Genomic DNA, 26579 nt, shown 5'->3' with positions numbered 1-26579 from the left:
GCTCTCCCGTGACACTCTCCACACAGGCTCCATAATAGTATGTACCGGGAGTAGATGGGGCGGTCAGACTGACAGACTGATCACTGGCGCCAGAAGCCGAAAGGCCACTCACCGCATCCGTGCCCACTTCCGTATCATCTGTCGAGATTGTCGCGTCAGTCGAGCGGTAATAGCGCAATGTTGTTGCAGGAGAAGCATCCGTGCCCAGGTTGCGTACTGTGGCACTAAGTGTAAAAGATTGATCAGTATTTGGGTTGCTGTTGCTTACTGAAGGCGATTTAACAATCAGGTCTAGGGAGGCATCAAGGGCAATGCCAGTTGGATAGCCAAAGCTCGATGTGACGAGGTCTTCCACATTGCTGCCATCCAGATCCGAACGCTGAATCTTATTTGTGCCATCATCCGTCCAGTACATCTTCCCACTAGCCATATCTAAGGCGATGCCCGCTGGACTATTCAATCCCGTGGTGACGAGGTCTTCCACATTGCTGCCATCCAGATCCGAACGCTGAATCTTATTTGTGCCATCATCCGTCCAGTACATCTTCCCACTAGCCATATCTAAGGCGATGCCCGCTGGACTATTCAATCCCGTGGTGACGAGGTCTTCCACATTGCTGCCATCCAGATCCGAACGCTGAATCTTATTTGTGCCATCATCCGTCCAGTACATCTTCCCACCAACCATATCCAGCGCAAGACCCTCTGGTCTACTCAATCCTGTGGTGATGAGGTCTTCCACATTGCTACCATCCAAATCCGAACGCTGAATCTTATCCGTACCGTTATCTACCCAGTACATCTTGCCACCTCTCGCGTCCAGGACGATGTCCCAGGCACTGCTCAATCCCGTGGTGACGAGGTCTTCCACATTGCTACCATCCAAATCCGAACGCTGAATCTTATTCGCGTTCACCAGCGTCCAGTACATCTTGCCGCCTCCCACATCCAGCGCAAGACCCTGAAGATCACTCGTACCTGTGGTGACGAGGTCTTCCACATTGCTACCATCCAGATCCGAACGCTGAATCTTATTTGTGCCATAATCCGTCCAGTACATCTTGCCACCGCCTATGTCCAGGACAATGTCATTGGGTTGACCCAATCCCGTGGTGACGAGAGCTTCCACATTGCTACCATCCAGATCCGCGCGCTGAATCTTACGCGTGCCCCGATCCGTCCAGTACATCTTTGATGTGCTACTACCACTATCAGAGGAAGACACCTCTTTACCGAAAACGTTGGCAAACAGCATAAAATCTGAAAGTCCAATTGCATCATCGCTATCCAGGTCGTACTTCGATTCGTACGTCCCATCACCATGGCTTGAACCAAATTTTGTTGCAAACGCCCAAAAGTCAGAGAAACCAACCCGACCATTTCCGTCAAAGTCCGAAGATGAAGACGTAAGGTCAGACTGTAATTCTACACTTACATTCAGCATCACACTTTCAACTTGTCCGCTTTTACCGAGTTCACCCTGCACCAACTGAATACTCGTGCCTGAAAACGTACCCCTCGTGCGAAAACGAATGGTGCCTACCAAGCCACTATTGGTCGTGACAGAACCAACAGGTACAACGCTAATCTGGACAACAGTCGGGTTCGTACCATGCTCTGTAAATACCTGCTCACTGGGCAACATATTTCCCGCATCAAACCCCTGATACGTCACTTGACTCGCATCGTATTCAAAACGTGCAGAAATACCCCTCGCACTCTGCATACCGTTGCCAAAAAGTTGAATCGCAACATCTTGACTTGCCGAGACATCGACAGAAGTAACCGCTTGATTTCCAGACGCAGTATTCATATCCAGCGACGGGGAAAAGCTATTCTGTGAAGATAGAGACAAAGGGTAAATCGAAAGCGCGATGAGTGATAGGATTGATAGAATGTGTTGACGCATAGTTTTCTCCCTCTCATTGGTGTTCGAGTTTTTCTGCTTGCACCCGCATGGGCAAGTCAGTCTGTCTAACGTGTGTGACTTCACATCAGCCAATTTTCGATTGTGCAATAAGTTCAGATTATACAAACGTTTGTGTAAAATTTCATACTTAAACCTGAAACTACAGCGTTTTAACAACTAATTTCCAATACTAACTCAAGTAATATCATTAGTATATGCACATAGACATTTATTATGCACATATGCAATGTGTGACTTCACATCGGCCAATTTTCGATTGTGTAATAAGTTCAGATTATACAAACGTTTGTGTAAAATTTCATACTTAAACCTGAACTACAAGCGTTTGGAAATTAGTTTCACGACAACGCCAAGTATAATAACTTTTTTAAGAATATCCAAAAAAAAATTTTCCATCGGCCCTGATCCCAAATTTGCCGGAGCAGGCAGATAGGCATATCGAAAAAAAATTTGTAAAATGTAACTATATTCGATAAGTTTACCACTGACTGCTGACCACTGACCTTTCGCCAACGGAATCCCCATGACCCTCACCGCACTCTCTCCCCTCGACAATCGCTACACGAGCCGCTTGACAGATCTCGTTCCCTGTCTCTCGCATTTTGCGCTAATAGCCTATCGCGTACAGATCGAAATCGAATGGTTGCGCTTCCAATCAGAGCATCCCGCACTCACACACGTCCGCACATTCACCGATGCCGAACACCAGATATTGAAGTCATGGATAGATACTTTCGACGAACAGCAGGCCCAGCGCGTTGTCGCAATCGAAAGAGTCACCAATCACGATGTTAAATCTGTCGAATACTATGTCAGAGAACGCCTTGAGGAAACATCGCTCGCCGACGTATGTGAAGCCGTGCATTTTTGCTGCACTTCTGAAGACATCAGCAATCTCGCTCACGCGCTCATGCTCAAATCCGCTATCAAAGATGTCTTTCTCCCACTGGCACAGGAAGTTAAAAATATTACTTCACAACTCGCACAAGATACTAAAAACCTTCCTGTACTCGCGCGTACACACGGTCAACCCGCCACTCCGACCACAATGGGCAAAGAACTCGCCGTATTTGTCTATCGCTGGCAGCGGCAAATCAAACAGGCCACACAACTCGAATACCTGGGCAAATTCAATGGCGCCACCGGCAATTACAACGCGCATATCGCGGCCTATCCCGAAGTGCGCTGGCACGACCTCGCCCGCGATTTCGTCCAGCGCCTCGGTCTCACATTCAATCCACTCACTACGCAGATTGAATCGCACGATTATATGGCTGAAATTTTTCACATGATCATCCGCTTCAACACCATCTCGCTCGACTTTGCCCGCGACATGTGGACCTATATATCCCTATCCTATTTTCGCCAGAAAACGGTCGCTTCAGAAGTCGGATCCTCGACCATGCCCCACAAAGTCAATCCCATCGACTTTGAAAATGCCGAAGCCAATCTGGGCATCAGCACGGCCCTGCTCGAACACCTATCGACCAAATTACCCGTCTCACGCCTCCAGCGCGATCTGTCCGACTCCTCAGCCAGTCGCAATATTGGCCCGGCCATCGGGCATGCGTGTCTCGCCCTGAAATCCATCCTGAATGGTATGGGCAAGGTCGCCATCGATAAACAGGCCATTGCCAGTGATCTCGAAAACGCCTGGGAAATCCTCGGCGAGGCCGTGCAAACCGTCATGCGAAAAGCCGGATACGAAAACGCCTACGAGCTTATGAAAGACCTCACCCGGGGCACAGACATTACAAATGATGATCTCAACAACTTTCTCAACTCCCTCGACCTCCCCCAGGCAGACCTCAAAAATCTGAAAAAACTAACGCCTGAATCCTATATAGGGCTTGCCCCACAGCTTGTGGATGATATCTTGTAAAGACGAGGGGCTGGAGACAAGCCCCAGTGTTCATCGCAGTCATCCTCTCATCCTGATTCTATGCCCTTTGAATTTAAAAACCTCGATATACCCGACGTCATCCTCGTTCGCGCAAAGCGATTTCCCGACGATCGCGGTTTTTTTGTCGAAACGTACAAACGAGACGATTTCGAAGCCAATGGCATCTTAGAAACGTTCGTTCAGGATAACCACTCTCGCTCTACCCGCGGCGTGCTGCGCGGATTGCACTATCAAAAAGCCCCTCGCGCACAGGGCAAACTCATCCAGGTGCTCAAAGGCGAAATATACGATGTTGCCGTCGATATTCGTCGGGGATCCCCCACTTATGGTCAATGGACCGGCATTCATCTTTCCGAAACGCGATCCGAACTCCTGTATGTCCCCCCCGGCTTTGCACACGGATTCTGCGTTCTCAGCGAGGTGGCGGACTTCACATACAAATGCACGGATATTTACACGCCAGAGACCTATCGCGGTATTTCTTGGGATGATCCCGACTTAGACATTTCCTGGCCCATAAAAAATCCAATCCTTTCCGGGCGCGATCAAAATCTTCCCCCACTCAAAGAGGCAGACAACAATTTCATTTACTGAGGACCCCATGAGCCTGAAGCATTTCTTTCGCACGCCTGCTCTCTCCCCCACGCAGCAACACACCCTGATCCGATTGTCACAGCAACACGTCTCCGCGCACATCCAGAATATTGAAACTGAATACTGTTTCAACGTACAAACAGATAGCCCACTTTCCGCCGACCAGCAAAATCGGCTCACCTATCTGCTATCCGAAACCTTTGAGGCGGATCGGTTTGCAGAGCAGACCTTTCTCACGGGGCCTGGCGCGATCCTCGAAGTGGGGCCGCGCATGAATTTTTCCACAGCCTGGTCAACAAATGCCACGGCAATATGCCACGCCTGCGGAATCACGCAAATTTCGCGCATCGAACGGTCTCGGCGTTACCTCATCACCCCCGCCTTGAGCCTGGAGCAACAGAATATCTTTTTGTCCCTCGTACACGACCGCATGACCGAATGCCTGTATCCCTGTCCCCTCACCTCCTTTGACTCCGATGCAAAACCAGAACCCGTATTCGAGATTCCCCTCATAGAAGGAGGCCGCCGCGCCCTCGAGAAAATCAATCGCACCATGGGCCTGGCATTCGACGAATGGGACCTCAATTATTACACCGATCTGTTTCTCGACGAGATCGGACGCAATCCCACCAACGTCGAATGCTTCGACATTGCCCAATCCAATAGCGAACATTGCAGACACTGGTTTTTTAAAGGCCGTCTCATCATCGACGGCGAAGAGATGCCCGACCACCTCATCGCCATGATCCAATCAACGCTCAAAACCAACCCCAATAACAGCACCATCGCCTTCAAAGACAATTCCAGTGCCATCCGCGGGTATCCGATACGCACTATTGTGCCCACCACTATCGGTAGCCCCTCCCCATTTGCATTCTCAGACCGCACCAGTGACATCATCTTCACTGCTGAAACGCACAACTTCCCATCGGGTGTTGCCCCTTTTCCCGGCGCAGAAACGGGTACCGGCGGACGCATCCGGGATGTGCAAGCCACAGGTCGCGGCGCGCTCGTCATAGCGGGCACAGCGGCGTATTGCGTGGGCAATTTATATATCCCCGGATACGACCTGCCCTGGGAAAATCCCAAATTTCAATATCCCGATAACCTCGCCACCCCCTTGCAAATCGCAATTGAAGCCAGTAATGGGGCTTCGGATTACGGCAACAAATTCGGCGAACCTCTCATACAGGGCTACACGCGATCCTATGGTATGCGCCTACCCAATGGAGAACGCAGAGAATGGATCAAACCCATTATGTTCAGCGGCGGGATCGGTCAGATGGATGCGCGCCATACAAATAAAGAAACACCCAAACCCCAAATGCTCGTCACCAAAATCGGTGGACCGGCCTATCGCATTGGCATGGGAGGTGGGGCTGCTTCGAGCATGGTGCAGGGTGAAAACGAAGCCGAACTCGATTTCAATGCCGTGCAGCGTGGCGATGCAGAAATGGAGCAAAAACTCAACCGCGTGATCCGCGCCTGTGTCGAACTCGGCGATCAAAATCCCATTGTCAGCATCCACGATCAGGGCGCGGGTGGCAACTGCAATGTACTCAAAGAAATCGTTGAACCTGCAGGTGCCCGCATCGATATTCGCGCTGTGCCCGTTGGAGATGAAACCCTATCTGTTCTCGAAATCTGGGGTGCCGAATACCAGGAAAACAATGCCCTGCTCATCCGTCCCGGACACGCCCGTCTCTTCGACGCCCTCTGCAAACGCGAAAAGGTCATCTACGCTTTTGTCGGCGAAGTAACCGGCGATGGAAGAGTGGTAGTCTTCGATAGCACAGACAACACCACACCGGTTGACCTCGACCTGGAAAAAGTCCTTGGCGATATGCCGCAAAAGCCCTTCAAACTCGACCGCTTTCCCATTCGTACAGAACCGCTCACCCTGCCAGAAAATCTAACCGTTGAAAAAGCACTCGACCGCGTGCTTCGCCTCGTTTCTGTTGGTTCCAAACGGTTTCTCACCAACAAAGTTGATCGCTGTGTAACCGGACTTGTCGCACAACAGCAATGCGTGGGGCCGCTCCAGCTAACCGCAGCAGACGTCGCTGTCATTGCACAAAGCCATTTTGGGACGACTGGCGCCGCCACCGCCATCGGCGAACAACCCATCAAGGGGCTTATCGATCCTGCGGCGATGGGACGCCTGTGCGTGGGCGAAATGCTCACCAATATCACCTGGGCGCGGCTGAGTGCCATCGAAGACATCAAATGCTCTGGCAACTGGATGTGGGCGGCCAAATTGCCCGGAGAAGGCGCAGCACTTTACGATGCAGCTCGCGCCCTCACAGATATTCTGATTGAATTGGGCATTGCCATAGATGGCGGCAAAGACAGCCTCTCGATGGCGGCAATCGCACCGGGAGAGGATGGAGACGAAACGGTCAAAACACCCGGCACACTCGTCATATCGGGCTATGTCACCTGTCCCGACATTACACAGACCGTCACGCCCGACTTAAAATATCCCGATAAGGGCGTCATACTTTACGTCGATCTCGGCGCGGACAAACATCGCCTCGGCGGGTCTTCTCTCGCCCATGTGTACGAGCAACTCGGCAACGAGTCGCCAGATGTAGATGATCCCGCTCTTCTCAAACGCGCAATTGGCGCACTCCAGGCCTGTATAGCCAAAAATTATATTGCCTCGGGACACGACCGTAGCGATGGCGGTCTCATCACCGCGCTTCTGGAAATGGCTTTTGCTGGCAACTGTGGTATTCAGATCGATCTCCAAACCCGCGCCAATGCGATTTCCTCGCTCTTTTCCGAAGAACTCGGCCTCGTCTTTGAAGTGCATCCCAAAAACCTGACGCTTGTGCGAGAAATCTTTGAGAAAGTACCTATCCAGACCATTGGAAAAGTAACCTCCAGTCCCGACATCCAAATTTCTGTCAACAACCAGCGCGTTCTCAAAAGTCCCATGCCCGAATTGCGCGACTTATGGGAAGCGACGAGTTTCCAACTCGAACGCCAGCAAACCAATCTATCCTGCGTCGCACAAGAAGAGACTTCTCTGCATGCGCGCACGGGTCCCAAATTTACCGCACCCTTCGCGCCAATGCCCACGCCACCCGCCATTCTCAATGCGAGTCGCAAGCCCGCAGTCGCTATCGTACGCGAAGAGGGCAGCAATGGAGATCGCGAAATGACCTCTGCATTTTTTGCAGCGGGCTTTGAACCCTGGGATGTGACCACCAGCGATCTCTTATCTGGTACCATCGCGCTCGGCGAACAATTCCGAGGCGTTGTATTTGTCGGCGGATTCAGCTATGCCGATGTGCTCGACTCGGCCAAGGGCTGGGCTGGCGTGATTCGTTTCAACGACGGCCTGCGCGCTCAGTTCGATGCCTTCTACAACCGCCCCGATACCTTCAGCCTCGGCGTCTGCAATGGCTGTCAACTCATGGCTCTGCTCGGCTGGGTTCCGTTCCCCGGCCTTGCCAACGCGGCACAACCCCGTTTTATTCGCAACGAATCCGCGCGTTTTGAATCCCGTTTTTCCACTGTGCAAATTCAGGACAGTCCAGCGATTATGTTCAAAAACATGGCCGGCGCATCCCTCGGGGTGTGGGTCGCGCACGGCGAAGGGCGCGCATTTTTCCCCAATGCAGACGTACTCGACCGCGTTATAGATGAAAAACTTTCTCCTGTACGCTATGTAGATGACAACAATACCGCCACCGAAGCCTATCCCTTTAACCCAAATGGTTCTCCGCGCGGTATTGCAGGCCTTTGCTCTCCCGATGGTCGCCATCTCGCCATGATGCCCCATCCCGAACGCACCTTTCTCAAGTGGCAGTGGGGCTATATGCCAGCGAAGTGGAAACGCGATCTTCAAGCCTCTCCGTGGCTTCAAATATTCCAAAACGCCCGCGATTGGTGCGAGGGTAAAACGTAAAAGGATACATCTATGGATCTCGCCAAATTTCGAGATGATACGATTCTCGCCGAATGGATGCTCTCAGAAGTTGAACAGGGGGAACACGCCGACCTCCCCATGAAAATTGGCGATTGGAACTGCGCCAACGAGATTCGCGCTGAAATTTTCCTTCCGGACAATGTCGATGACCAGATCTACTGCACGCTTACCTCGGGGCACCGAACCGAAGGTATGAGCGAAGACGACGGCTATCGATTCAACGCCATCGCCTCCCCGCGCGGGGGCAACATCTGGCAGGGTTGGCGAGAATTTCGCTTTCCCGCCGAATGTTTTTACACTTTGGGCATTCCCTCTGGATGGAGCCAGATGGTTTCGGGCACCATCCGCCTTCCATCGGGCAGTCGCATCCGAAATATCCGCCTGCTCCAGCGCGAAGTCGCGCGCGGACCTCGCATGACCGACAAAGCTCTGATCAACGCCCTGGACCTGAACCATCCCGGCCTTGAAGCCGCAGCGCAAGCCGATACAATCCAGACCCAACTTGCAGAAATTGCAGCCTACTTCCGGCGCAGCACCTTCAATAGACGCCACGTTATACCCGATCCCGCTCCCAAAGCCAATATAGAAGAAGCCAACCGGATTCTCTCCGGGCACATCATGGACCATTACTGGCCCGACGGTGTCGATTGGGACGCCAATCCGTATGGATACATCGAATGGTCCATTCGCATCCACGGCTTTCCCTATTTCACGCCGCTCGAACTCGCCTGGGAAGAAACCCGCGACCCGAAATACGCAAAAGCCATCGAAAATATCTTGCGCGACTGGATGCAAAAAACCCCCATGCCCTACGTCGTGCGCGCCGGTGGCCTTGCATGGGGGCATTCTCTAATCGTGAGCATGCGGGCATTCTCCACACTCGTCGATATCTTCACCGTACTCTGCGATTGCCCAGACACCGAAGACCAAACCATCATAGACCTGCTCAAATCAATCTATGAGCACGAAGCCTATCTCATGCAATTCGAATCCTTCCCCCCCTCCAACAAAACCATCTCCGAAGGGCGGTCTATGCTTGCGACCGCCTGCTCATTCCCCGAATTTCGGGAATCGGAAGAATGGTATCATGCAGCCAGCCAGCAACTTTTAGACGACATGAACATTCAGGTCATGCGAGATGGTGCTTCTTACGAACTCACCCCAGGCTACCAGATAGCCATCGCGGCCTGGTTCCTGGAAGTTTTTGAAGTCGCCCGTAAATTTGGCCGATCTCTGGATCCGGAAATAGAAGCAGGCATAAGGCGAATGTACGACTGGAGTACCTCCGTCAACCGTCCCGATTTCTCCTGTCCCTCTGTTTCTGACGCCGGCAGCCTGGATGGAAAATTCGCGCGTTCGCTTATCAAACCTGGACGGGTACTCGACAATCCAACCGCCGTATGGGTCGGCACAGAAGGAGAAGAAGGGCATCCCCCCAACTATACCTCCATCGCCCACCGCGATTCGGGCTATTTTGTCATGCGAAGCGGATGGGACCGCGATGCTCGATACTGTCTCTTTGAAGGCGGTCCCTACGGTCGCTTCCACCAGCACGAAGACATGCTTTCCTTCGACCTCTACGCACATGGCCTGCCTTTTCTTGTGGATCCCGGAATCACTTCCTACTTCCCCAATGAATGGACATCCTTCTACCGCACCACTGAAGCGCACAATACCGTTCTCGTAGATGGTTGCGGGCAGAACCGCCGCGAACAGACCATCGACGAATGGATCGAATCTGCCCGCGACAAAACCGTCTGGCGAAGTGATGATCGCGCCGATGTCGCCATTGCCACTTACGATGCGGGTTATGTCGGGCTGGACGCAGATATTGCCCACCGCCGCACCGTCATGTTCGTCAAACCCAATTATTTTCTCATCTTCGACGAACTCATTGGCGAGGGACAACGCACCTATGAAGCGCTCTTTCACTTCATGCCCTACCGCGTCCTGATTGATCCCGATACCAGAGCCGTGCGTACCGGGCGCATGACCCCGCCCAATCTCGAAATCCTCCCCCTCGCCAACATGACGCCCCGGCTTATCTGCGGACAAAATGATCCCGTACAGGGCTGGCTCGCCATCAGCGGCCAGGATGTGCCCGCACCGGTCGCCATTTACAAAAAACGCGCAACTCTGCCCTTCCGAACCGGCTATGTCCTCGTCCCCTTCACAGACGGCACCACCGCTGGCATCACTTCCAGAATCACCCGCCGTGGCGATACCTGGAACGTGTACATCACCCATCCAGATGGCCGTGTGGATCGCATTAAAATGGACTGGTGTGATAAACAGGGACCAGTGCTCACCTAATCTCTCCACTGCAGGAGGTTTTCATGCAGACCAACTACGAAGTCAACATGCAATTAGACGTAAAAGTGCCCATGCGAGATGGTATCAATCTCTCTGCCGATATCTACCTGCCTCGTGCACGCGAGAAATTCCCCACCGTGCTCATGCGAACGCCTTATGACAACAATGCCGACAACATGGTTGAAAAAGCCCGGCGGCTTGCCAACAATGGTTATGCCTGTATTATTCAAGATTGCCGCGGGCGGTGGGACTCGGAAGGAGAATATTACGCCTTTCGGGAAGGCGAAGACGGGTATGACACTCAGGAATGGATCGGTAAACAGGAATGGTGTAATGGCAAAATCGGCATGGCCGGTAGTTCCTATGGCGGCACGGTCCAGTGGCGCAGTGCGCCGTACCGCAGCCAGTACCTCAAATGCATCACGCCCCGCGTTATATGCACGGACTATTACTCGGGCCTCGTCCACCCCGGTGGGGCTTTCCAACTCAACGTCATGATGACCTGGGGCATGCGCACCAATGCTCGCACCGCGCAGACCATTGAATTCCACAATTGGACCGAAGCCTTTCGCGCACTGCCCCTCATCGAAATGGACGAACAGGCGGGCCGCAACCTGAACTTCTGGAAAGACTGGGTCGAGCATGCCGCTTACGACGACTATTGGGAGCAATTCAACGACGAAACCAAATGGGGTGAAATAGCCGTCCCCGCGTTCAACATGGGCGGCTGGTACGACCTTTACGCGGCACAGACCTTCACCAACTTCAACGGCCTGCGCCTGCACGGTCGCACCGAAGAAGCAAAAAAGAGCAAACTCATCGTCGGCCCCTGGCCACATTCTCTCAGCCTATCGCCGAAAACCGGCGACATTGACTTCGGAGCGCCGTCAATGGTCGATCTGGAAAGCCTCGAACAGCGCTGGTTTGACCACTGGCTCAAGGGTATTGACAACGGCATCGCGGATGAACCGCCTTTGCGTCTCTTCATCATGGGCATCAACCAGTGGCGCGATGAACAGGAATGGCCGCTTGCGAGGACCCAATGGCAAAAATGGCACCTGCACTCGGGCGGCAGTGCCAACACACTACTCGGTAATGGCACGCTCTCCACAGCATCACCGGAGAACGAATCACCTGACCACTACACTTATGACCCGCACTACCCCGTCCCCACGATGGGTGGCAACAACTGTTGCTCCCCCCATATCGTGCCCTGGGGTCCCTATGACCAGCGTCCCGTAGAGATGCGAAGCGACGTACTCTGCTACACCAGCGATCCCCTTGAAACAGCCCTGGAAGTCACGGGTCCCATCAAAGCCGTCATCTACGCCGCTACCGACTGTACAGACACGGACTGGACCGCCAAGCTCGTCGATGTATCGCCTACCGGGTATGCCATGAACCTCTGCGACGGCATTTTGCGCGCGCGCTTTCGGGAAAGCCTCATCAACCCCACCTTGCTCAAACCCGGCAGCGTCTATGCCTATGAGATTGACCTCGGCGTAACTGGAAACGTCTTCAAAAAAGGCCACCGTATCCGTCTCGAAATATCTTCTTCCAATTTCCCCCGGTTCGACCGCAATCTCAATACAGGCGGCTCACTGGGCCGTGATACCGAGATGCGCCAGGCCCATCAGACCGTCTATCACTCAAAAGCATATCCTTCTCACATCACGCTACCCGTCATTCCCGCGGCATAGCAGCGGAGCATAATATGTCAGACTCCCGACCAAATATCCTGCTCATCATGACCGATCAGCAACGCGGCGACTGCATAGGTCTCGACCCGTGCAGTCCATCGTGTCTGCAAACACCCAACCTGGACTGGATTGCCCGCACGGGCACGCACTTTCACCGTGGATACTCCGAATGCCCCAGTTGTATCCCCGCTCGCCGCTGTCTGATGACCGGCACCGCACCCGCTGCAAATGGCGTTGTCGGATTCAAAAGTGCCCAGTGGCATCCGCCTCACACCCTCGCTGGCGAATTGTCCAGAGCGGGGTATCAAACAGAAATGATCGGCAAGCTCCACCTGAACCCCAAACGCAAGCGCTATGGCTTTGATCACATGCAACTTGCCGACGCCACACGGGGCGACCACAACGACTATGTCGAATGGCTACGGCAATATCACAACCGCAATGAAGTACATCCCGGCATGGCCCACGGTATTTCCTCCAATGGATGGATCGGTCGCCCACACCACTTGCCCGAAGAACAGATGCACACCTTCTGGTGTATCGACAGAGCAATGGACTTTCTCCAAAAACGCGATCCCACAGTCCCATTTTTTCTCAATATTTCCCTTATCGACCCCCATCCCCCACTTACCCCTCCAGCCCTCTATTACGACCGCTATATCCAGCGGAACTTACCCGATCCCATTATCGGAGACTGGGCACCTGAATACGATAGACCACAAAAAGGTCTCGATCCCAATGCCTGGCAAATTTGCCTTGACGAACACGACATGCGCTGTTCTCGCGCGGCTTATTACGGCATGATCAACTTTATAGACGACCAGATCGGCCGCCTCATCCAATATACCGGTGGTCTCAACAACTGCCTGACCATCTTCACATCAGACCACGGCGAAATGCTGGGCGACCACAATCTCTTTCGCAAAACCTGGCCCTATGAAGCGTCTGCCCGAATTCCATTCCTCATACGCGCTCCAAAAAACTGGGGATACCCCGAAGAGACCACTTGTAGAAGCCCCGTCGGCATCCAGGACATCATGCCCACCATCCTCGATGCGGCCAGCACCGACATTCCCGATACCTGCACGGGCAAAAGCCTCCTGCCTATCATGCAGGGTAAAACCGATAACGTTCGTGAATTTCTACACGGAGAACACGCCGGCTGCTATGAATACGACCACGGCAACCACTATGTCACGGATGGACACCACAAATACATCTGGTATTCTCAAACGGGTGAAGAACACCTTTTCAACCTGGACGAAGACCCCAATGAAATACGCGATATCGCGCGCAATCCCAACTCTGAAATACAATCCTGGCGAAATCGCCTCATCGAATTCCTCAAAAACCGTCCAGAAGGTTTTACCGATGGCGAGCATTTAATCCCCGGCCAGCCTCACAGAGAACTCCTGCCGGGCTATGCCCCCGAAACAACCTACCCGTATTTATGAGGAACCATCAATCTGTTCATCCCAACCGCCCAACACAACGGGCGGTTTTTTTATATCTTTTGAAGCAACTTCTGTGCATCTTAGCGGTTAAAATAAAAAAACCCTATTCCCCACCCGAGGAGACACCAAATGATATTGCGAATGCTCTTAATTTTCACGTTCGTCGCACCAATAAATGTAGCAGGGGCAAATATCGATTCTTTGCTCATTGCAGCCTCGGATACGACGCGTGCGTTTGATGAACGCGAGTCGCTGTTAAAAGCGGCTGCCAAAAACGATCCATTGGGACGTGCTGCCCACGCGCTGGGTGAATTATATATGTTGCAGGGCAAAAGTCATGTACACAGTGCAGAGCGGTGGTTGAAAAGGGCGATGCAAAAACAACCGAATAATGGAAATATCTTGACCTCACTGGCCGAGTATTACTGGCGCATTGGGCGACGAACAACCGCTATTGTATATGCCAAACGGGGTATTGAACGCGATCCCGACAATATAGGACCATTGTATTGGGCGGCGCGCTTTGAGATGTGGAATATGACGCGATATCTCGATGGCGAGCGCAGAATTGTGAATTACGGTTCGGATTTCAGATATAGGCCAACGGTCAGGACATTGAGCTTGGAAAATTACGGCATTGAAGCGCGCGATGCAGCCATTGGATATTTGACGCTTGCAATTGACAAAGACCCAGACCACTGGCCCTCACACCACTTATTGGGGCTGGTCTATTACGAAGGCCGAATGGGTCGTGAATTGATTCCCCTATTTGAAAATTATGTGCAACGGCATCCCGACAATGCCCATGCACATTTTTTTGTGGGATTGGGTTATCAGGCTGAGGATCGATTGCAGGATGCGTATGCAGCCTATACCAGGGGACTTGCGCGCCTGGCAGAAAAAGAGCAACGCTTTATGATGAGTGTGTTCGTACTCGCCGATCCCGACTCAACTGCGCCAGATTACGCGGCGATTCGCAAATTCTGGACGGGACGCGATCCATTGTACTTGACCGAATACAACGAGCGATTACTCGAACATTGCCGGCGCGTGGCCTATGCCAATTTGCGGTTTGGCGATCCCCTCAAAGGCATTCCCGGATGGACAACGGATAAAGGCCAGGTTTATATCCGCTATGGACATCCACTATCTCTGGTCGCGAGGCCTGCGGAATTTCACACCGGCGTGGATTTACCCGGGTATATGCAGGATTATCTGGCATGGCGGGCGCGGTGGCATATGATGTCACACAATTTGGAACACCGAAAGGAATTGTGGCGATACGAAGGCTTTACCATCATTTTTGAAAATACGGACACGCGCGATCACTGGAATTTTCGCCTGGGTTGGTTGGATTCTGAAATGAATCCCCTGGGCTTTAAGATGTTTGTCGAGCGCAATCCCGATCATTTTCGAGATCCTTACTGGCACGAGCGGTACGACGCGCCACATCAGATAGCGCAGTTTCGCGCAGAAGACGACAAAGCGCGTGTTGAAGTGTATTATGCTCTGGACGCCGATGAGGTTGAAACAAAAGACCTCCGCCCAGGTGTAAAAAGCGTTAATTTGCGCCAGGGCTTGTTCCTTTTTGACGCCCAATGGGACACATTGCGTCGGGATATAGGTCGGGTGCAGCGTATGCCCATCGTGAAATACGACGCACTTGGAACGGGTTATTTGCTGGCGGGTGATCGGCTCAATTTGCAAGCCGGGCGTTATTATCTATCGGCAGAAGTTGAGGATCGCGAAAAAAAATCTGTGGGTACATTTCGAGATACGCTCGATGTACGACAATTTTCAAAAGATCAACTGGACATCAGTGACTTGTTGATCGCGCGGCGTGTGATTGAGCGCGAAGACCGTCCCTTTGGTCGCAATCGCTTTCTCGTATTGTCAAATCCCTTGCGACAATATGAAAACAACGGTCAAGCTGTGGTGTATTTTGAAATTTACAACTTACAGCGCGACAATTTCGGCGCAACCCATTACAAGCTCACCTTTCAAGTGCGGGCACTGAGCGATGCTGGCGATGTAGAGGAGGCGGATTGGATAACAGCCGTGTCTTACGAACAACGCGGCAACAGAGATTGGGAGCCATTGTTTTTAGCATTGGCACTGGAAAAAACCATGCCTGGTCCCAAAGCACTGCGCGTGGTGGTCGAAGATTTGCAAACTCTGGAAACAGCGCGCTCTACAACGCAGTTTCGCGTGATGTGGTAGTCCTATAGACTAAATTGTAATCCAATCTTCACTCTCGCTTAATACGATAGAAACAATGATACCTTATTTTTAAGTATCGTTATTCTGCGTTCCGTTCAGCAAGGAGTTGGGTTATGGTCAACGCCTCATCCAAACAATCAGACACCAGCCTCGAGTATTATCTCAAAGAACTCTCCCATTCTCACCCCCTCTCTGCGGCAGAAGAATTTGACCTCGCCGTCAAAATGAAGCGCGGTGATCTCAAAGCGCGCAATCGCCTGATCAAAGCCAACCTCCGTTTTGTGGTCAACGTGGCTCTGAAATACCGCAATCAAGGCGTGGCCCTGGCCGACCTGATCAGCGCCGGAAATATGGGACTCATCACAGCTACCGAACGCTTTGACGGAACGCGCGGTTTCAAATTTATCTCTTATGCCGTCTGGTGGATTCGTCAGTCTATTTTACAAACGCTCGCCGAACAAGGACGCATGATCCGTTTGCCTATCAACAGACTGGATATGCTGCGTCGGATTAAAAATTTCAGCGACGAGTATCAATCCAATAAAGGCCACATGCCCACAGAGGCAGAAATCGCCAATGAATTTCAAATTACAGAAGACCAGGTCATCGATATGCTGTCTCACAGTCCGATCGTATTTTCTTTGGACAAACCAATTCATGACGAAGATACAACCCTCATCGATTTGATGCCCGACGAAGATCAGGCCCCACCAGATGCTGCAATATTTCACAATGCCCTGAGAGATGAAGTCAACGACCTGCTCCATACCCTGGATAATCGTGAAGCCGACGTTATCCGTCTCTATTTTGGTCTCGATGGCTCCAGTTGGACACTTCAGGCAATAGCCAACAAATATAGCCTCACGCGTGAGCGAGTACGCCAAATTAAAGAAAAAGCCCTGCGCAAATTGCGTCACCCCTCTCGGGGACGCAAACTCATCGCGTATGCAGAAGCGGGCTAACGCATTATCTGATAAAAAATGAAAAAGCCTTTGAAGCGCATATCTTCAGAGGCTTTTTTTTAATATCTAACGCCAAAACTTGATTTGTCTGAGGTTGTTATGTACATTGCTGTACATTTCCTTTTTACCGAGACCCAACAGGAGGCAAGCAATGGACGTTTTGGAAGCTATTCACACGCGGCGCACAATTTTTAAGTTCAAACCGGGTGGTGTGCCCAAAGATGTGATTGAAAAAACTTTTGAGGCCGGTCTTTGGGCACCCAATCACCATTTGACAGAACCGTGGCGATTTGTAGTCCTGGGAGAAGAAACCAAAGAAATACTGGCGCAACGCTACAGCGAAATTCAGGAAGAAAAAGCGGCTGAAGGTGCCAGCGACGAGGCCAGGCGCATATTAAAAGAAGCCGGTTATGCCAAGTTCATGTCAAAGCCCACAATTATTGCAGTGGCCTGTTTGCAAGATGGCGATGAAATCAAGAACAGAGAAGACTATGCAGCCGCGTGTTGCGCCATGCAAAATGTACAGTTGGCTGCTTGGGCAGAAGGGATTGGCATGCAGTGGAGCACGGGGCCGATCACCCTGGAAGAAAACACCTACAAATTGTTGGGTGTAGATACCGAGAATGAATACATCATCGGATTTTTCTATACCGGATATCCCGATGAAATACCAGAACCGAGGCGCAAACCCCTCGAAGAGGTACTGAGTTGGACGGATTGATTCCGCTAACCATGAATGGCTTTGAATTTTTTGTTCTATATCGCCTGCCCTATTTCGCATTGCCTTTCTATCTCATCATGCTTAGCGTGCGAATATGGGTGTGGATGCGGTTTTACAACCCCGCGCTCAAGCTATTACCACGAGCCAGAGGATCTGTATATGGCGTGTGGCAGCGGCAGTATCGCCCAACCATTCACATTTTTCCCGGACCTCGCTCAAAAAGTACAGAATGGAAGCGCGCGATAAAAGGCTTTGTTTTTTTTACTGGTCTCTATAAGCGCGACAAAATACTGTGGCTGGGCTCCTGGTCCCTCCATTTGGGGCTGTTTCTGGTAATTGTTGCCCATGTCCGCGTAATTTTGCCGCTCGACCTGGACCCAATCTGTTTGCGCATCGCATTGATCGGCAGTGGATTGATGACCGTGTCGGGCACTTATTTATTGCTGCGTCGGATAATCGTTCAGCGCGTGCGAGAAATTACAGACTTTCGGGACTATCTGGCGGAGTTCATCCTCCTGTTTTTTTCTGCGACAGCATTTCTCGTCGTATTAGACGGTGGCGTGTCATCCGAAGCCTTGCGCCACTATATGTCTGGCCTATCGACGGGCACAGCGGCAGTTATTAAAGTACAACCCATTTTTGTGTGGCACTTGCTCGCTGCACAACTCCTATTGATTGTGATCCCATTTTCCCATCTGTTGCATCTGGGCGGAATTTTTTTGAGCCGCGAATTTTTGGGCACATCCGATACATTTGCGGGGGAATTTAGATCGGGATTTTCAGGATTAAAGGATGAGCAGGATGAAAAGATGAAAAACTCGTAGGGACGGTGCCTTGTGCCCGCCCATCGCAGGGATTGAACGAATGGAACGCGAAAAAAAGTACATTCCAACAGGCCTGGCTGGCACGTATATGCGGCGCATTGCTGAATCAGACCCATTTGTCCGCGAAATCCAGGATGAACCGTCGGCGTTGCGCCTGTACATGGACACATGTACCAAATGCGGGGTGTGCGCGCAGGAATGTCCGGTGTATTACGGGCAGCCCGATAAGCGCATGCACCCGGTGGAACGCTCCCGACAGGTGATTCGTTTATACAAAAAGTACACGACATTTTGGGGGCGTTTCTGGAACGCCATTTTTCCCAAGCCCGATTTTGAAAATAACGATGCCGAGTTATTTGCCGAGCGCATGTACGAGTGTTTGACGTGCCGGCGATGTGCGGCATTTTGTCCTGTGGGAATTGATCATTCGGTGGTCTCGCGCGTTGGACGCTCGCTTGTCGATTTGATGGGTTTGACGCCGCCATCCCTTGCCCAGGGCACGCACAATTCGTTTGAAACGGGCAATTTGGAAGGCGCATCAGCCGAGGCATTTTTGGATGCGATTCAATTTATCGAAGAAGAACTCAAGGAAGAAACGGGACGGGATATTTCAATTCCCTTAGATCGTGAAGGCGCGGAAATTTTCTTTTTGCCGCCGTCGGGTGATGTGCTGGTTTATGCTGAAAATTTAATGGGAATGGCGAAAATTTTTCACGCCATCGGTGCCGATTGGACGATGAGCTCGCGGGCATTTGATGGATCGAATTTCGGATTTACGACCGGCAATAACTTTTCAATGAAGTACGAGAATAAGCACTACATCGATGCGTGCGAAAATTTGGGATGTAAGATCATGGTGATGGGTGAATGCGGGCATGCGTATCGGGTGATGAAGTTCATGGCTAGCGAAGGGCGCTGGTGGGGCGCATTGCCTTTTGAGATTACCAGTGGCTTTGAATATACGGCACAACTTATTCGCACAGGCAAACTGAAATTGGACCCGGGCAAAAACCCCGATCCTGTGACCTATCACGACGCTTGCCAATTTGCTGCCGGGTGTGGGATTGTCGAGGAACCCAGAGAGATTTTGAAAGCGGCCTGTGCCGATTACCGCGAAATGCCCGATGGCGGGTACACGCAGTGGTGTTGCGGTGGCGGCGGTGGGTTATCGGCACTGCGCTCGGTGCGCGCGTTTCGGATGGAGGTCTCGGGAAAAAAGAAAGCAGAGCAAATGCGCGAGACCGATGCGAAGGTCGTATCGACCTCGTGTTTGCAGTGCCGCACACAACTCAAAGAAATCGCGCGCCATCACAAAATGCCACTAAGTATTACGGGTGTACACGAGTTGATCAACAATGCGATTGTACTGGAATAGCCTATAGCTCATGTCTGATTTAATTTACATGGACAATGCAGCGACGACGTTTCCAAAGCCCCCCAGTGTGCTGGAAGACGCGCTGGCATTTTATCGAAAATACGGGGTAAATCCCGGCCGCAGTGGCACGGATTTGGCGCAAGAGGCCGAGGCTATGGTTGCCGAGGCGCGTGCATCGCTCGCTTCGTTTTTTGGCGCCACGGGCAGTCCCGATCGGCTTGTGTTTACACACAATGCCTCAGATGCGTTGAATATTGCGATTCAGGGCATGTTGAAATCCGGCGATCACGTAATTACAACATGTCTGGATCACAATTCGGTTTTGCGCCCGATTTACCACCTCGCAAAATACGACGGAATTGAAGCAACTTATGTGGGATTTGGAACAAATGGCTTTATCGACCCCGAGGATATTGATAAGGCGATCAAACCCAATACAAAACTCGTAGTAATGACCCATGCATCCAATGTACTGGGCACTGTGCAACCCGTAGCAGCGGTCGGTGCACTCTGCCGCGCACGCGGCGTAATTTTCTGCGTTGATGTGGCGCAAACAGCGGGCATGTTGCCCATTGATATGGAGGCAATGCAGGCCGATATTCTGTGTTTTACCGGACACAAGTCACTCATGGGACCAACGGGTACTGGTGGGATGTACGTGCGCGACGGGGTGACAATTGCACCATTGCGATACGGTGGGACAGGTGTGCGGTCGGAATATCCCGATCACCTGGACGAGTATCCCTGGCGATTGGAATGTGGCACGGGCAATCTAATGGGTATTGCAGGTCTGTTGTACGCGCAGAAATGGATACGACGAAAAGGCGTGAAAAATATTCACGCACGCGAGATGGCTTTGTTCAAACAACTGGTCAATGGCCTGCGCGAAGTTGATGGGACCATTTTGTATTGCGCTGAAAATTTTGATCAACACGTGCCCGTATTGTCGGCCAATATCGAAGGGATGACCGCGAACAATGTGGGCACCTTGCTGGATGTGAAGTTCAATGTGGCAACGCGCACGGGACTGCAATGCGCGCCAAAGGTACATGAAACTCTGGGCACAAAAGCGATGAAAGGTACGGTACGTATTTCGCTGGGTCCTTTCAACACCGAAGCGCAGATTGAAACTGTGATTGAAGGCTTGAGCGATATTTCCCAACGGCACGGGAGAAGCAGTGTACGACTGTTAAAGGGTCAGGTGCGGAATGGCCTATGAAATTGTGACGCTGGGCGGCAAAGAAATTGAAGTGGATGAAGATGGGTTTGTCCAACAGCCCGAGCTTTGGGACGAAGACGTGGCACGCGACCTGGCCCGCCAAGATGGTATTGAGGTGATGAGTGAGGATCACTGGCAGGTGGTGTATTATATCCGCAATTATTGGTTGAAATTTGAAATCGCCCCATTGATCCGCCGCTTGTGCAAGGAAACAGAAAAAGATATCGATACGATTTACGACCTGTTTTCTGCAGGTCCTGCAGATGGCGCGTGTAAAATCGCAGGTTTGCCGACACCTACGGGTTGTACGTGATCATTAAACAAAAAATAAGACAACAAATGAGGCCCAAAATGTCGTCTATAAAGATTGAATGTCCCGCCCACATTCTGGATGCCCTAAAAGAAACTCCTGATGAATTTGCACGGGAAGCACGGATACTCTTGGCAGCAAAGCTATATGAAATTGGTCGCTTATCTTCAGGGCGAGCCGCGGAACTCGCAGGCCTGGGTAGAGTAGCTTTTTTTGATATGTTGAAGTCGTATAAAGTACCGGTCGCAAATTTAACCCGTGAAGAGTTAAAAAAGGACTTTGAGAGTGCCAGGAAGATGCGTGGTTGATACATCTGCACTACAATATCTTTTTCGCATTGGCCAATTGGAGGTTCTTCAGAAACTCTTTGATGAAGTTTTGGTTACCGATGCCGTCGAACAAGAATTGAATCGAGGAAAATCAGAAGGTTATTCGGTTCCAAACATAACAGAATATTCTTGGATCACTATTGAAAAATCTGATAGCCGTTCCATTCCAACTGAGTTACAACTCTTAGGCGATGGTGAGTGTACATCAATTCTATTGGCAAGAGAAATATCCGCTGACCAAATTATCCTGGATGATCTGGATGCACGCTATGCCGCTGAAACACTGGGGCTACACGTTATAGGCACCATTGGTATCTTGATGCGAGCTAAAGAACAGAACTTAATTTTAGCGATTGCCCCCCTGCTTGATCAACTAAATGATGCTGGTATGTGGATATCTATTGAAATTAAACAGTACGCACTTGAACTATCTGGAGAGGAAAATTGAATAATAATTATTTGGATTAAAGACAAATTCTACGATTTTGGGCCGATAAAAATAGCGACCTCATAAATGAGATCGCTATTTTATTTTTTAAAATTTTTACGTATGAACTATTGCCCTGTACGCGCTTGAATATTCGACATATCTTCAATAACCGTGAGCAAGCCCGAATGGTCGAGTTCCCCGCGGCCTTTGACCATTGCGGTCTTAAAAAGCTCAAAAACCTCACTGGTAACGGGCAGGGGCACGTCGAAATCATTGCTCGTTTTCTGGATGATATTGAGGTCTTTGTAGTGCAGGCGAATGCGAAAGCCGGGATCAAAATCCCCGTTGATCATGCGCTCGCCCCGGTTTTCAAGCACACCACAACGGGCGAGACCCCCGCTGAGGACCTGAACGATTTTTATTGGATCAACACCTGCTTTGGTACCCATTGTGAGAGCTTCGGACACGCCGGCAATGGTGACAGCAACCAGAATCTGATTGCACGCTTTCACGGTTTGCCCCGCACCGAGCGGTCCACACAAAATCGCACTTTGGCCCATAACGTCAAAGAGCGGTTTGACCGTGTTGAACGTATCTTCATCGCCACCAACCATAATGGAAAGGGTGGCGTTTTGAGCGCCGATGTCACCGCCGCTGACGGGGGCATCGAGGCTTTGGACGCCTTTTTCCGCGAGCACCTCCCCCACCTGTGTGGTGACACTGGGCGCAATCGTGCTCATATCGACAAAAATCAGCCCCTCGTGCGCGCCTTCAATAATACCCCCTTCGCCCAAAGCAACACTCTCGACATCGGGCGAATCGGGCAACATAGTGATAACGATATCGCTTTGTTCCGCCACCTCTTTACCAGAGAACGCTTCTGCTGCTCCTCTACCTACCAGTTCATCAACCGCATCTCGATTGCGGTTGTGTACGACGAGTTCATATCCAGCATCTATCAAATGACCGGCCATCGGCTTGCCCATGATCCCGAGACCGATAAACCCAATTTTTGGCTTCGACATGTGTTAAATCCCTTTCAATAGATAGTTTCTCTTATCCTGCGACCTGCGATAAAAATAATCGCTTTTGAAAACTTTCTACAACTTCCTCAACTCCGCAACCGAAGGAAAGGCATGGCTCTCCCACACCCTTACGATCACTCCATCCACGATATAAGCCAGTCGTGGGTAACCATGCCCGTGAGTCAAACGCTTGAAATCGGCAAAAGAAATTGTGGCGATAGTAAAACGCGGTCGGAACTGCACTTTGAACTGCGCGGTCACGGGATGATCTTTGGGATACTGGCTCAAAGCAATCAATCTGGGCACTTCTGGATCGGTAGCCCAGATATTGAGCTTGGGCACGGCAGCCTGGCAATAGTAACAATTTGGACTAAACAACTCGATCAGATAGGCTCCCCGGGTCAAATCGATATCCGCATCTAACAGGGATAAACCTTTCAGATAATCACCCACCTGCAAGTCTGAATCAGCTAACCGATCGCGCTCGGGCATATACCTGAACCCCAGCACGGTCAGAGCAACCAATCCGCCGACCAGGACTACCCCTCTCCCCCATGCCCACAGCGCAACAGACCGCCGACGCAGGCCCCACCAGGAAAAGACCAACAACCCCAGCATGAGAAAATTTTCCACCATCGCCTCAGTCGGCGACCGATCCACCAGAGTGCCAAAACACCCGCAACTCTCCCCCATTCCCCGATGCCATGCATGAGCGGTAATCGCGAGAAAAAAAACCATCATCACCACACCTATAGGCAAAACGAGACGCGGCTTCCAATCGACCAGAAGCGCGAGCCCCACCAGGCATTCCAGTGGACCGAGCAACAGAGCCAATTTGGCGACCATTTCCACTGTCTCGCGCCCAACAAAAATTTGGGCAGGCATCATAGCTTCCCAAAAAAAGAGCACGGGATCCCATATCTTAGTCAAGCCAGCCACCAGAAAAACCACACCCATAATCCGCTGACTTACCCACAGACTCTTTTCTAATCCACTCATAGCTATATCCTCTTTCAGTCAACAAACAAAGGCTGATCGGATCGCGGTACAATACCCGCTTCTTCTGCACGCGCAAAAAGATCGGCCAGTGCAGCCTCGCCATCTGCGCCGTAATCCAACGTGTAATTATTGACGTAGAGATCGATGTGCTGCTGCATCACGGCTTCGTCCATCTCCTGTGCGTGCTCGCGAATATAATTTTTAACTGTATCGGGGTTCGAATATGCATATTCCACACTCGCACAAAGAGATACATCAATCTTTTGAATCATTTCTACGCCGAGATCGCGTCGGACGAGAATACCCCCGAGCGGAATGGGATGTCCCGTAGATGCCTCCCACCATTCGCCGAGATCTATGACTTTGTGCAAACCGTAATCGGGATAGGTAAATCGCGATTCGTGGATGATCACGCCGGCATCAACATCACCTCTTTGCGTGGCCTCCATAATCTCGTGAAAAGGCATTGCGACGAGATTGTCAAGCCCGGGATTAAAGAGACGCAGCAAGAGCGCGGCCGTAGTGAGCTTCCCTGGAATAGCGATGCGTTTGCCCAACAGATTGCGCGGATCAAGGGCATCAGACGCAATAACGAGCGGGCCACATCCGCGCCCCAATGCCCCCCCCGAATGCAGCAGGCAATAGCGATCGCGCATAAATGCAAGCGCGTGGAATGATATTTTGGTCATATCCAATTTACCTGCCATAGCCATGCGATTCAGGGTCTCGATATCTTCGAGAACCTCGCGGCATCTGGGCGCGCCGTCAATTTTTCCGTGGACCAGACCGTAGAAAATATACGTGTCATTGGGACACGGGGAATAACCGAGAGAAATATGGGACATTGTGAACCTCGCGTCATAGCACTTCGACGAATTTTCGCGCTGAAATTTGTGCACGCTGAACAGCGCGTGGAATATCCCAAGCACCTTTATTGCGGTCTTCCACGCGGTTACTAATAGCGCGCAATTCGAGAAATGGAACCGCATAAAGCGTGCAGACATGCGCCGCGGCTGCGCCCTCCATATTTTCGCATATCGCACTGAAACGCCCTGCCAATTCATTCCCAATATCTTCGCGCCCCGTACATTGTTGCACCGTAACAAAAGGACCTTGCACAACGCATTCCCCCGATTGTTCGAGTATGTGTTGTGCCCTGGCGACAAGCGCGGGATCGAGAGGATATGTATTGTAATAATCGCGATTGGTCGATAGGACGGGAATACCGATCTCATCGGCAGGAAACCAGCCAGCAGGTGTAATGACGCCTAAATCGCCATAATTTTCTTCGGTCGCAAGTGCGAGATCGCCCTTGTCCAGGCCACTGCCGAGATAAGCACCACCAATGCCGATTTGCAAGACGAGTTCGGGATCAATTTCCTGGAGTGCAACAGTGAGTGCCTGCGCCGTATTGACCGCGCCAATACCCGTTTCAACAAGGACAACGGGCTTGATGCCAATTACACCGCGAACCCAGACGCGATGTCCCCTGCGCTGTATTGTCGCCTGTTGAAGGTTATCGCGCAAACGCTGTTGCTCATAAGCCGTGGCTGTCAGAATGAGCAGAGGATCGGGCATGGTCGAGTACCTAAAAAGAAAAGGGTATCTTCAGAGGCACGGTTCGCCGTGCAGGTTCGTACCATCCCTGAGGTGCAAAATGGTCGGAATGCAAATAGCATTTTACATCTACCTGGTCACACCCTTCGGTAAAGGTCAAAATCCGACTCATCGGCACGTTCTTTTGCCCGTGAAATTTTGAAATCGCAGCGACGTTAATAAATGTCGCGCCCCACTTCTGTTCCACATGCGAACGCCCGCCCGTCGTATCTTCGGGATTTGTATGCGTGTGCCCGCCCAGCCAGATATCACAAACACCGGGATTATCTGCCAGAAAACCTTCAAATTGTCCGCTATCTGGTTTGCCACCCACCCAGTAGAGATACGACGCCCCAATAGGCGCGCCATCGTCAAAACGACCGTGATAGCCCTCATCTACCCCCACCCAATCGAACGAAGCAACCGTCGTCTCTTTTAACATGTGGTGATGTGCGGAAATGATAATTTTATCCCGATGAGAAAGCACCATATCGCGCCACCATTCAAATGTCTCCTGCGTGACTGCGCCTGCGGGATAACCGCCCCTTTTTCCGCGTCCCACAGGCGGCCCACCGTCATTGCGGTCACCCATACACAGGAACAGGATATTGCCCACCTGAAAAGAATACCGATCCCACTGTCCGGTTACGGGATACGGTCGCTGGTCCGCATAAACACCTGAATATTCGGAGTTCACACCCATCGGATCCACCCACTCTTGAAACCACCACTGCGTCT

General features: G+C 51.5%; 21 protein-coding genes. 15 read left to right on the top strand and 6 right to left on the bottom strand.

The features are described from left to right. Positions 1–1909: hypothetical protein (locus OXH16_23395; GenBank protein ID MCY3684352.1), on the bottom strand; the 1909-nt coding region annotated here is incomplete at its 3' end. Positions 1910–2453: 544 nt separating this feature from the next. On the opposite strand from OXH16_23395, the gene purB reads away from it, so the two are divergent. From purB to OXH16_23320, 15 genes are all read left to right on the top strand, one after another. After that, positions 2454–3812 carry an adenylosuccinate lyase gene (gene purB / locus OXH16_23390; GenBank protein MCY3684351.1) on the top strand — a complete coding sequence of 453 codons (1359 nt, stop codon included), beginning with the start codon at positions 2454–2456 and terminating at the stop codon, positions 3810–3812. Positions 3813–3872: 60 nt separating this feature from the next. Continuing rightward, positions 3873–4427, top strand: a complete 555-nt coding sequence (gene rfbC / locus OXH16_23385; protein ID MCY3684350.1) for a dTDP-4-dehydrorhamnose 3,5-epimerase — start codon at positions 3873–3875, stop codon at positions 4425–4427. A gap of 7 nt (positions 4428–4434) precedes the next feature. Next, entirely contained in the window at positions 4435–8343 is a 3909-nt protein-coding gene (gene purL / locus OXH16_23380) for a phosphoribosylformylglycinamidine synthase (GenBank protein MCY3684349.1), read from the top strand. Between the two features lie 12 nt (positions 8344–8355). Continuing rightward, positions 8356–10677 (top strand): alginate lyase family protein, encoded by a 2322-nt coding sequence (locus OXH16_23375; GenBank protein MCY3684348.1) that lies wholly within the window; start codon positions 8356–8358, stop codon positions 10675–10677. Positions 10678–10700: 23 nt separating this feature from the next. Continuing rightward, the gene (locus OXH16_23370) at positions 10701–12377 is read left to right on the top strand and encodes a CocE/NonD family hydrolase (GenBank protein ID MCY3684347.1); all 1677 of its coding nucleotides are present in this window, start codon (positions 10701–10703) and stop codon (positions 12375–12377) included. A 14-nt stretch (positions 12378–12391) separates the two neighbouring features. After that, complete coding sequence (locus OXH16_23365; protein MCY3684346.1) at positions 12392–13831, top strand: arylsulfatase; 1440 nt, start codon at positions 12392–12394, stop codon at positions 13829–13831. Positions 13832–13960: 129 nt separating this feature from the next. After that, a complete protein-coding gene (locus OXH16_23360) occupies positions 13961–16051 on the top strand; it encodes a GWxTD domain-containing protein (GenBank protein ID MCY3684345.1) in 2091 nt (696 codons plus the stop codon). 113 nt (positions 16052–16164) lie between these two features. After that, entirely contained in the window at positions 16165–17013 is an 849-nt protein-coding gene (locus OXH16_23355; protein ID MCY3684344.1) for an RNA polymerase sigma factor RpoD/SigA, read from the top strand. A gap of 151 nt (positions 17014–17164) precedes the next feature. After that, a complete protein-coding gene (locus tag OXH16_23350) occupies positions 17165–17734 on the top strand; it encodes a nitroreductase (protein ID MCY3684343.1) in 570 nt (189 codons plus the stop codon). Beyond that, on the top strand, positions 17722–18558 hold the full coding sequence (locus tag OXH16_23345; GenBank protein MCY3684342.1) for a respiratory nitrate reductase subunit gamma: 837 nt from the start codon (positions 17722–17724) through the stop codon (positions 18556–18558). Before OXH16_23350 ends, OXH16_23345 begins: the two co-directional genes overlap by 13 nt. A gap of 40 nt (positions 18559–18598) precedes the next feature. Further along, positions 18599–19933, top strand: a complete 1335-nt coding sequence (locus tag OXH16_23340) for a (Fe-S)-binding protein (GenBank protein MCY3684341.1) — start codon at positions 18599–18601, stop codon at positions 19931–19933. Between the two features lie 10 nt (positions 19934–19943). Then, on the top strand, positions 19944–21152 hold the full coding sequence (locus OXH16_23335) for an aminotransferase class V-fold PLP-dependent enzyme (GenBank protein MCY3684340.1): 1209 nt from the start codon (positions 19944–19946) through the stop codon (positions 21150–21152). Further along, positions 21142–21465, top strand: coding sequence for a TusE/DsrC/DsvC family sulfur relay protein (locus tag OXH16_23330; GenBank protein ID MCY3684339.1), 324 nt, complete (start codon positions 21142–21144; stop codon positions 21463–21465). The genes OXH16_23335 and OXH16_23330 overlap by 11 nt, the downstream gene beginning before the upstream one ends. Before the next feature lie 38 nt (positions 21466–21503). Then, on the top strand, positions 21504–21770 hold the full coding sequence (locus OXH16_23325) for a UPF0175 family protein (GenBank protein ID MCY3684338.1): 267 nt from the start codon (positions 21504–21506) through the stop codon (positions 21768–21770). Further along, positions 21763–22239 (top strand): DUF3368 domain-containing protein, encoded by a 477-nt coding sequence (locus OXH16_23320; GenBank protein ID MCY3684337.1) that lies wholly within the window; start codon positions 21763–21765, stop codon positions 22237–22239. Before OXH16_23325 ends, OXH16_23320 begins: the two co-directional genes overlap by 8 nt. 107 nt (positions 22240–22346) lie before the next feature. On the opposite strand, the gene OXH16_23315 is transcribed toward OXH16_23320, so the two are convergent. The 5 genes from OXH16_23315 to OXH16_23295 form a co-directional block, all read right to left on the bottom strand. Next, positions 22347–23246 (bottom strand): 2-hydroxy-3-oxopropionate reductase, encoded by a 900-nt coding sequence (locus OXH16_23315; protein MCY3684336.1) that lies wholly within the window; start codon positions 23244–23246, stop codon positions 22347–22349. 75 nt (positions 23247–23321) lie between these two features. Continuing rightward, complete coding sequence (locus tag OXH16_23310) at positions 23322–24245, bottom strand: hypothetical protein (GenBank protein MCY3684335.1); 924 nt, start codon at positions 24243–24245, stop codon at positions 23322–23324. 14 nt (positions 24246–24259) lie between these two features. Beyond that, positions 24260–25090, bottom strand: coding sequence for a 1,4-dihydroxy-6-naphthoate synthase (locus OXH16_23305; protein ID MCY3684334.1), 831 nt, complete (start codon positions 25088–25090; stop codon positions 24260–24262). Positions 25091–25103: 13 nt separating this feature from the next. Continuing rightward, entirely contained in the window at positions 25104–25823 is a 720-nt protein-coding gene (gene mqnB, locus OXH16_23300) for a futalosine hydrolase (protein MCY3684333.1), read from the bottom strand. Positions 25824–25833: 10 nt separating this feature from the next. Next, positions 25834–26579 (bottom strand): hypothetical protein (locus tag OXH16_23295; GenBank protein MCY3684332.1); only part of this gene is annotated, 746 nt, incomplete at its 5' end.

It is taken from the genome of Gemmatimonadota bacterium (genome assembly GCA_026705765.1).
Classification (GTDB): domain Bacteria; phylum Latescibacterota; class UBA2968; order UBA2968; family UBA2968; genus VXRD01.
This window is presented reverse-complemented; position numbering and strand designations above follow the sequence as displayed.

What these genes read in the sequence shown, in the direction of transcription:
- OXH16_23375 (MCY3684348.1), top strand. Translation starts at nt 8,356, where the DNA reads ATGGATCTCGCCAAATTTCGAGATGATACGATTCTCGCCGAATGGATG.
- OXH16_23325 (MCY3684338.1), top strand. Translation starts at nt 21,504, where the DNA reads ATGTCGTCTATAAAGATTGAATGTCCCGCCCACATTCTGGATGCCCTA.
- OXH16_23370 (MCY3684347.1), top strand. Translation starts at nt 10,701, where the DNA reads ATGCAGACCAACTACGAAGTCAACATGCAATTAGACGTAAAAGTGCCC.
- OXH16_23315 (MCY3684336.1), bottom strand. Translation starts at nt 23,246, where the DNA reads ATGTCGAAGCCAAAAATTGGGTTTATCGGTCTCGGGATCATGGGCAAG.
- purB (MCY3684351.1), top strand. Translation starts at nt 2,454, where the DNA reads ATGACCCTCACCGCACTCTCTCCCCTCGACAATCGCTACACGAGCCGC.
- OXH16_23365 (MCY3684346.1), top strand. Translation starts at nt 12,392, where the DNA reads ATGTCAGACTCCCGACCAAATATCCTGCTCATCATGACCGATCAGCAA.
- rfbC (MCY3684350.1), top strand. Translation starts at nt 3,873, where the DNA reads ATGCCCTTTGAATTTAAAAACCTCGATATACCCGACGTCATCCTCGTT.
- OXH16_23305 (MCY3684334.1), bottom strand. Translation starts at nt 25,090, where the DNA reads ATGTCCCATATTTCTCTCGGTTATTCCCCGTGTCCCAATGACACGTAT.
- OXH16_23340 (MCY3684341.1), top strand. Translation starts at nt 18,599, where the DNA reads ATGGAACGCGAAAAAAAGTACATTCCAACAGGCCTGGCTGGCACGTAT.
- OXH16_23360 (MCY3684345.1), top strand. Translation starts at nt 13,961, where the DNA reads ATGATATTGCGAATGCTCTTAATTTTCACGTTCGTCGCACCAATAAAT.
- mqnB (MCY3684333.1), bottom strand. Translation starts at nt 25,823, where the DNA reads ATGCCCGATCCTCTGCTCATTCTGACAGCCACGGCTTATGAGCAACAG.
- OXH16_23355 (MCY3684344.1), top strand. Translation starts at nt 16,165, where the DNA reads ATGGTCAACGCCTCATCCAAACAATCAGACACCAGCCTCGAGTATTAT.
- OXH16_23310 (MCY3684335.1), bottom strand. Translation starts at nt 24,245, where the DNA reads ATGAGTGGATTAGAAAAGAGTCTGTGGGTAAGTCAGCGGATTATGGGT.
- OXH16_23350 (MCY3684343.1), top strand. Translation starts at nt 17,165, where the DNA reads ATGGACGTTTTGGAAGCTATTCACACGCGGCGCACAATTTTTAAGTTC.
- OXH16_23335 (MCY3684340.1), top strand. Translation starts at nt 19,944, where the DNA reads ATGTCTGATTTAATTTACATGGACAATGCAGCGACGACGTTTCCAAAG.
- OXH16_23330 (MCY3684339.1), top strand. Translation starts at nt 21,142, where the DNA reads ATGGCCTATGAAATTGTGACGCTGGGCGGCAAAGAAATTGAAGTGGAT.
- purL (MCY3684349.1), top strand. Translation starts at nt 4,435, where the DNA reads ATGAGCCTGAAGCATTTCTTTCGCACGCCTGCTCTCTCCCCCACGCAG.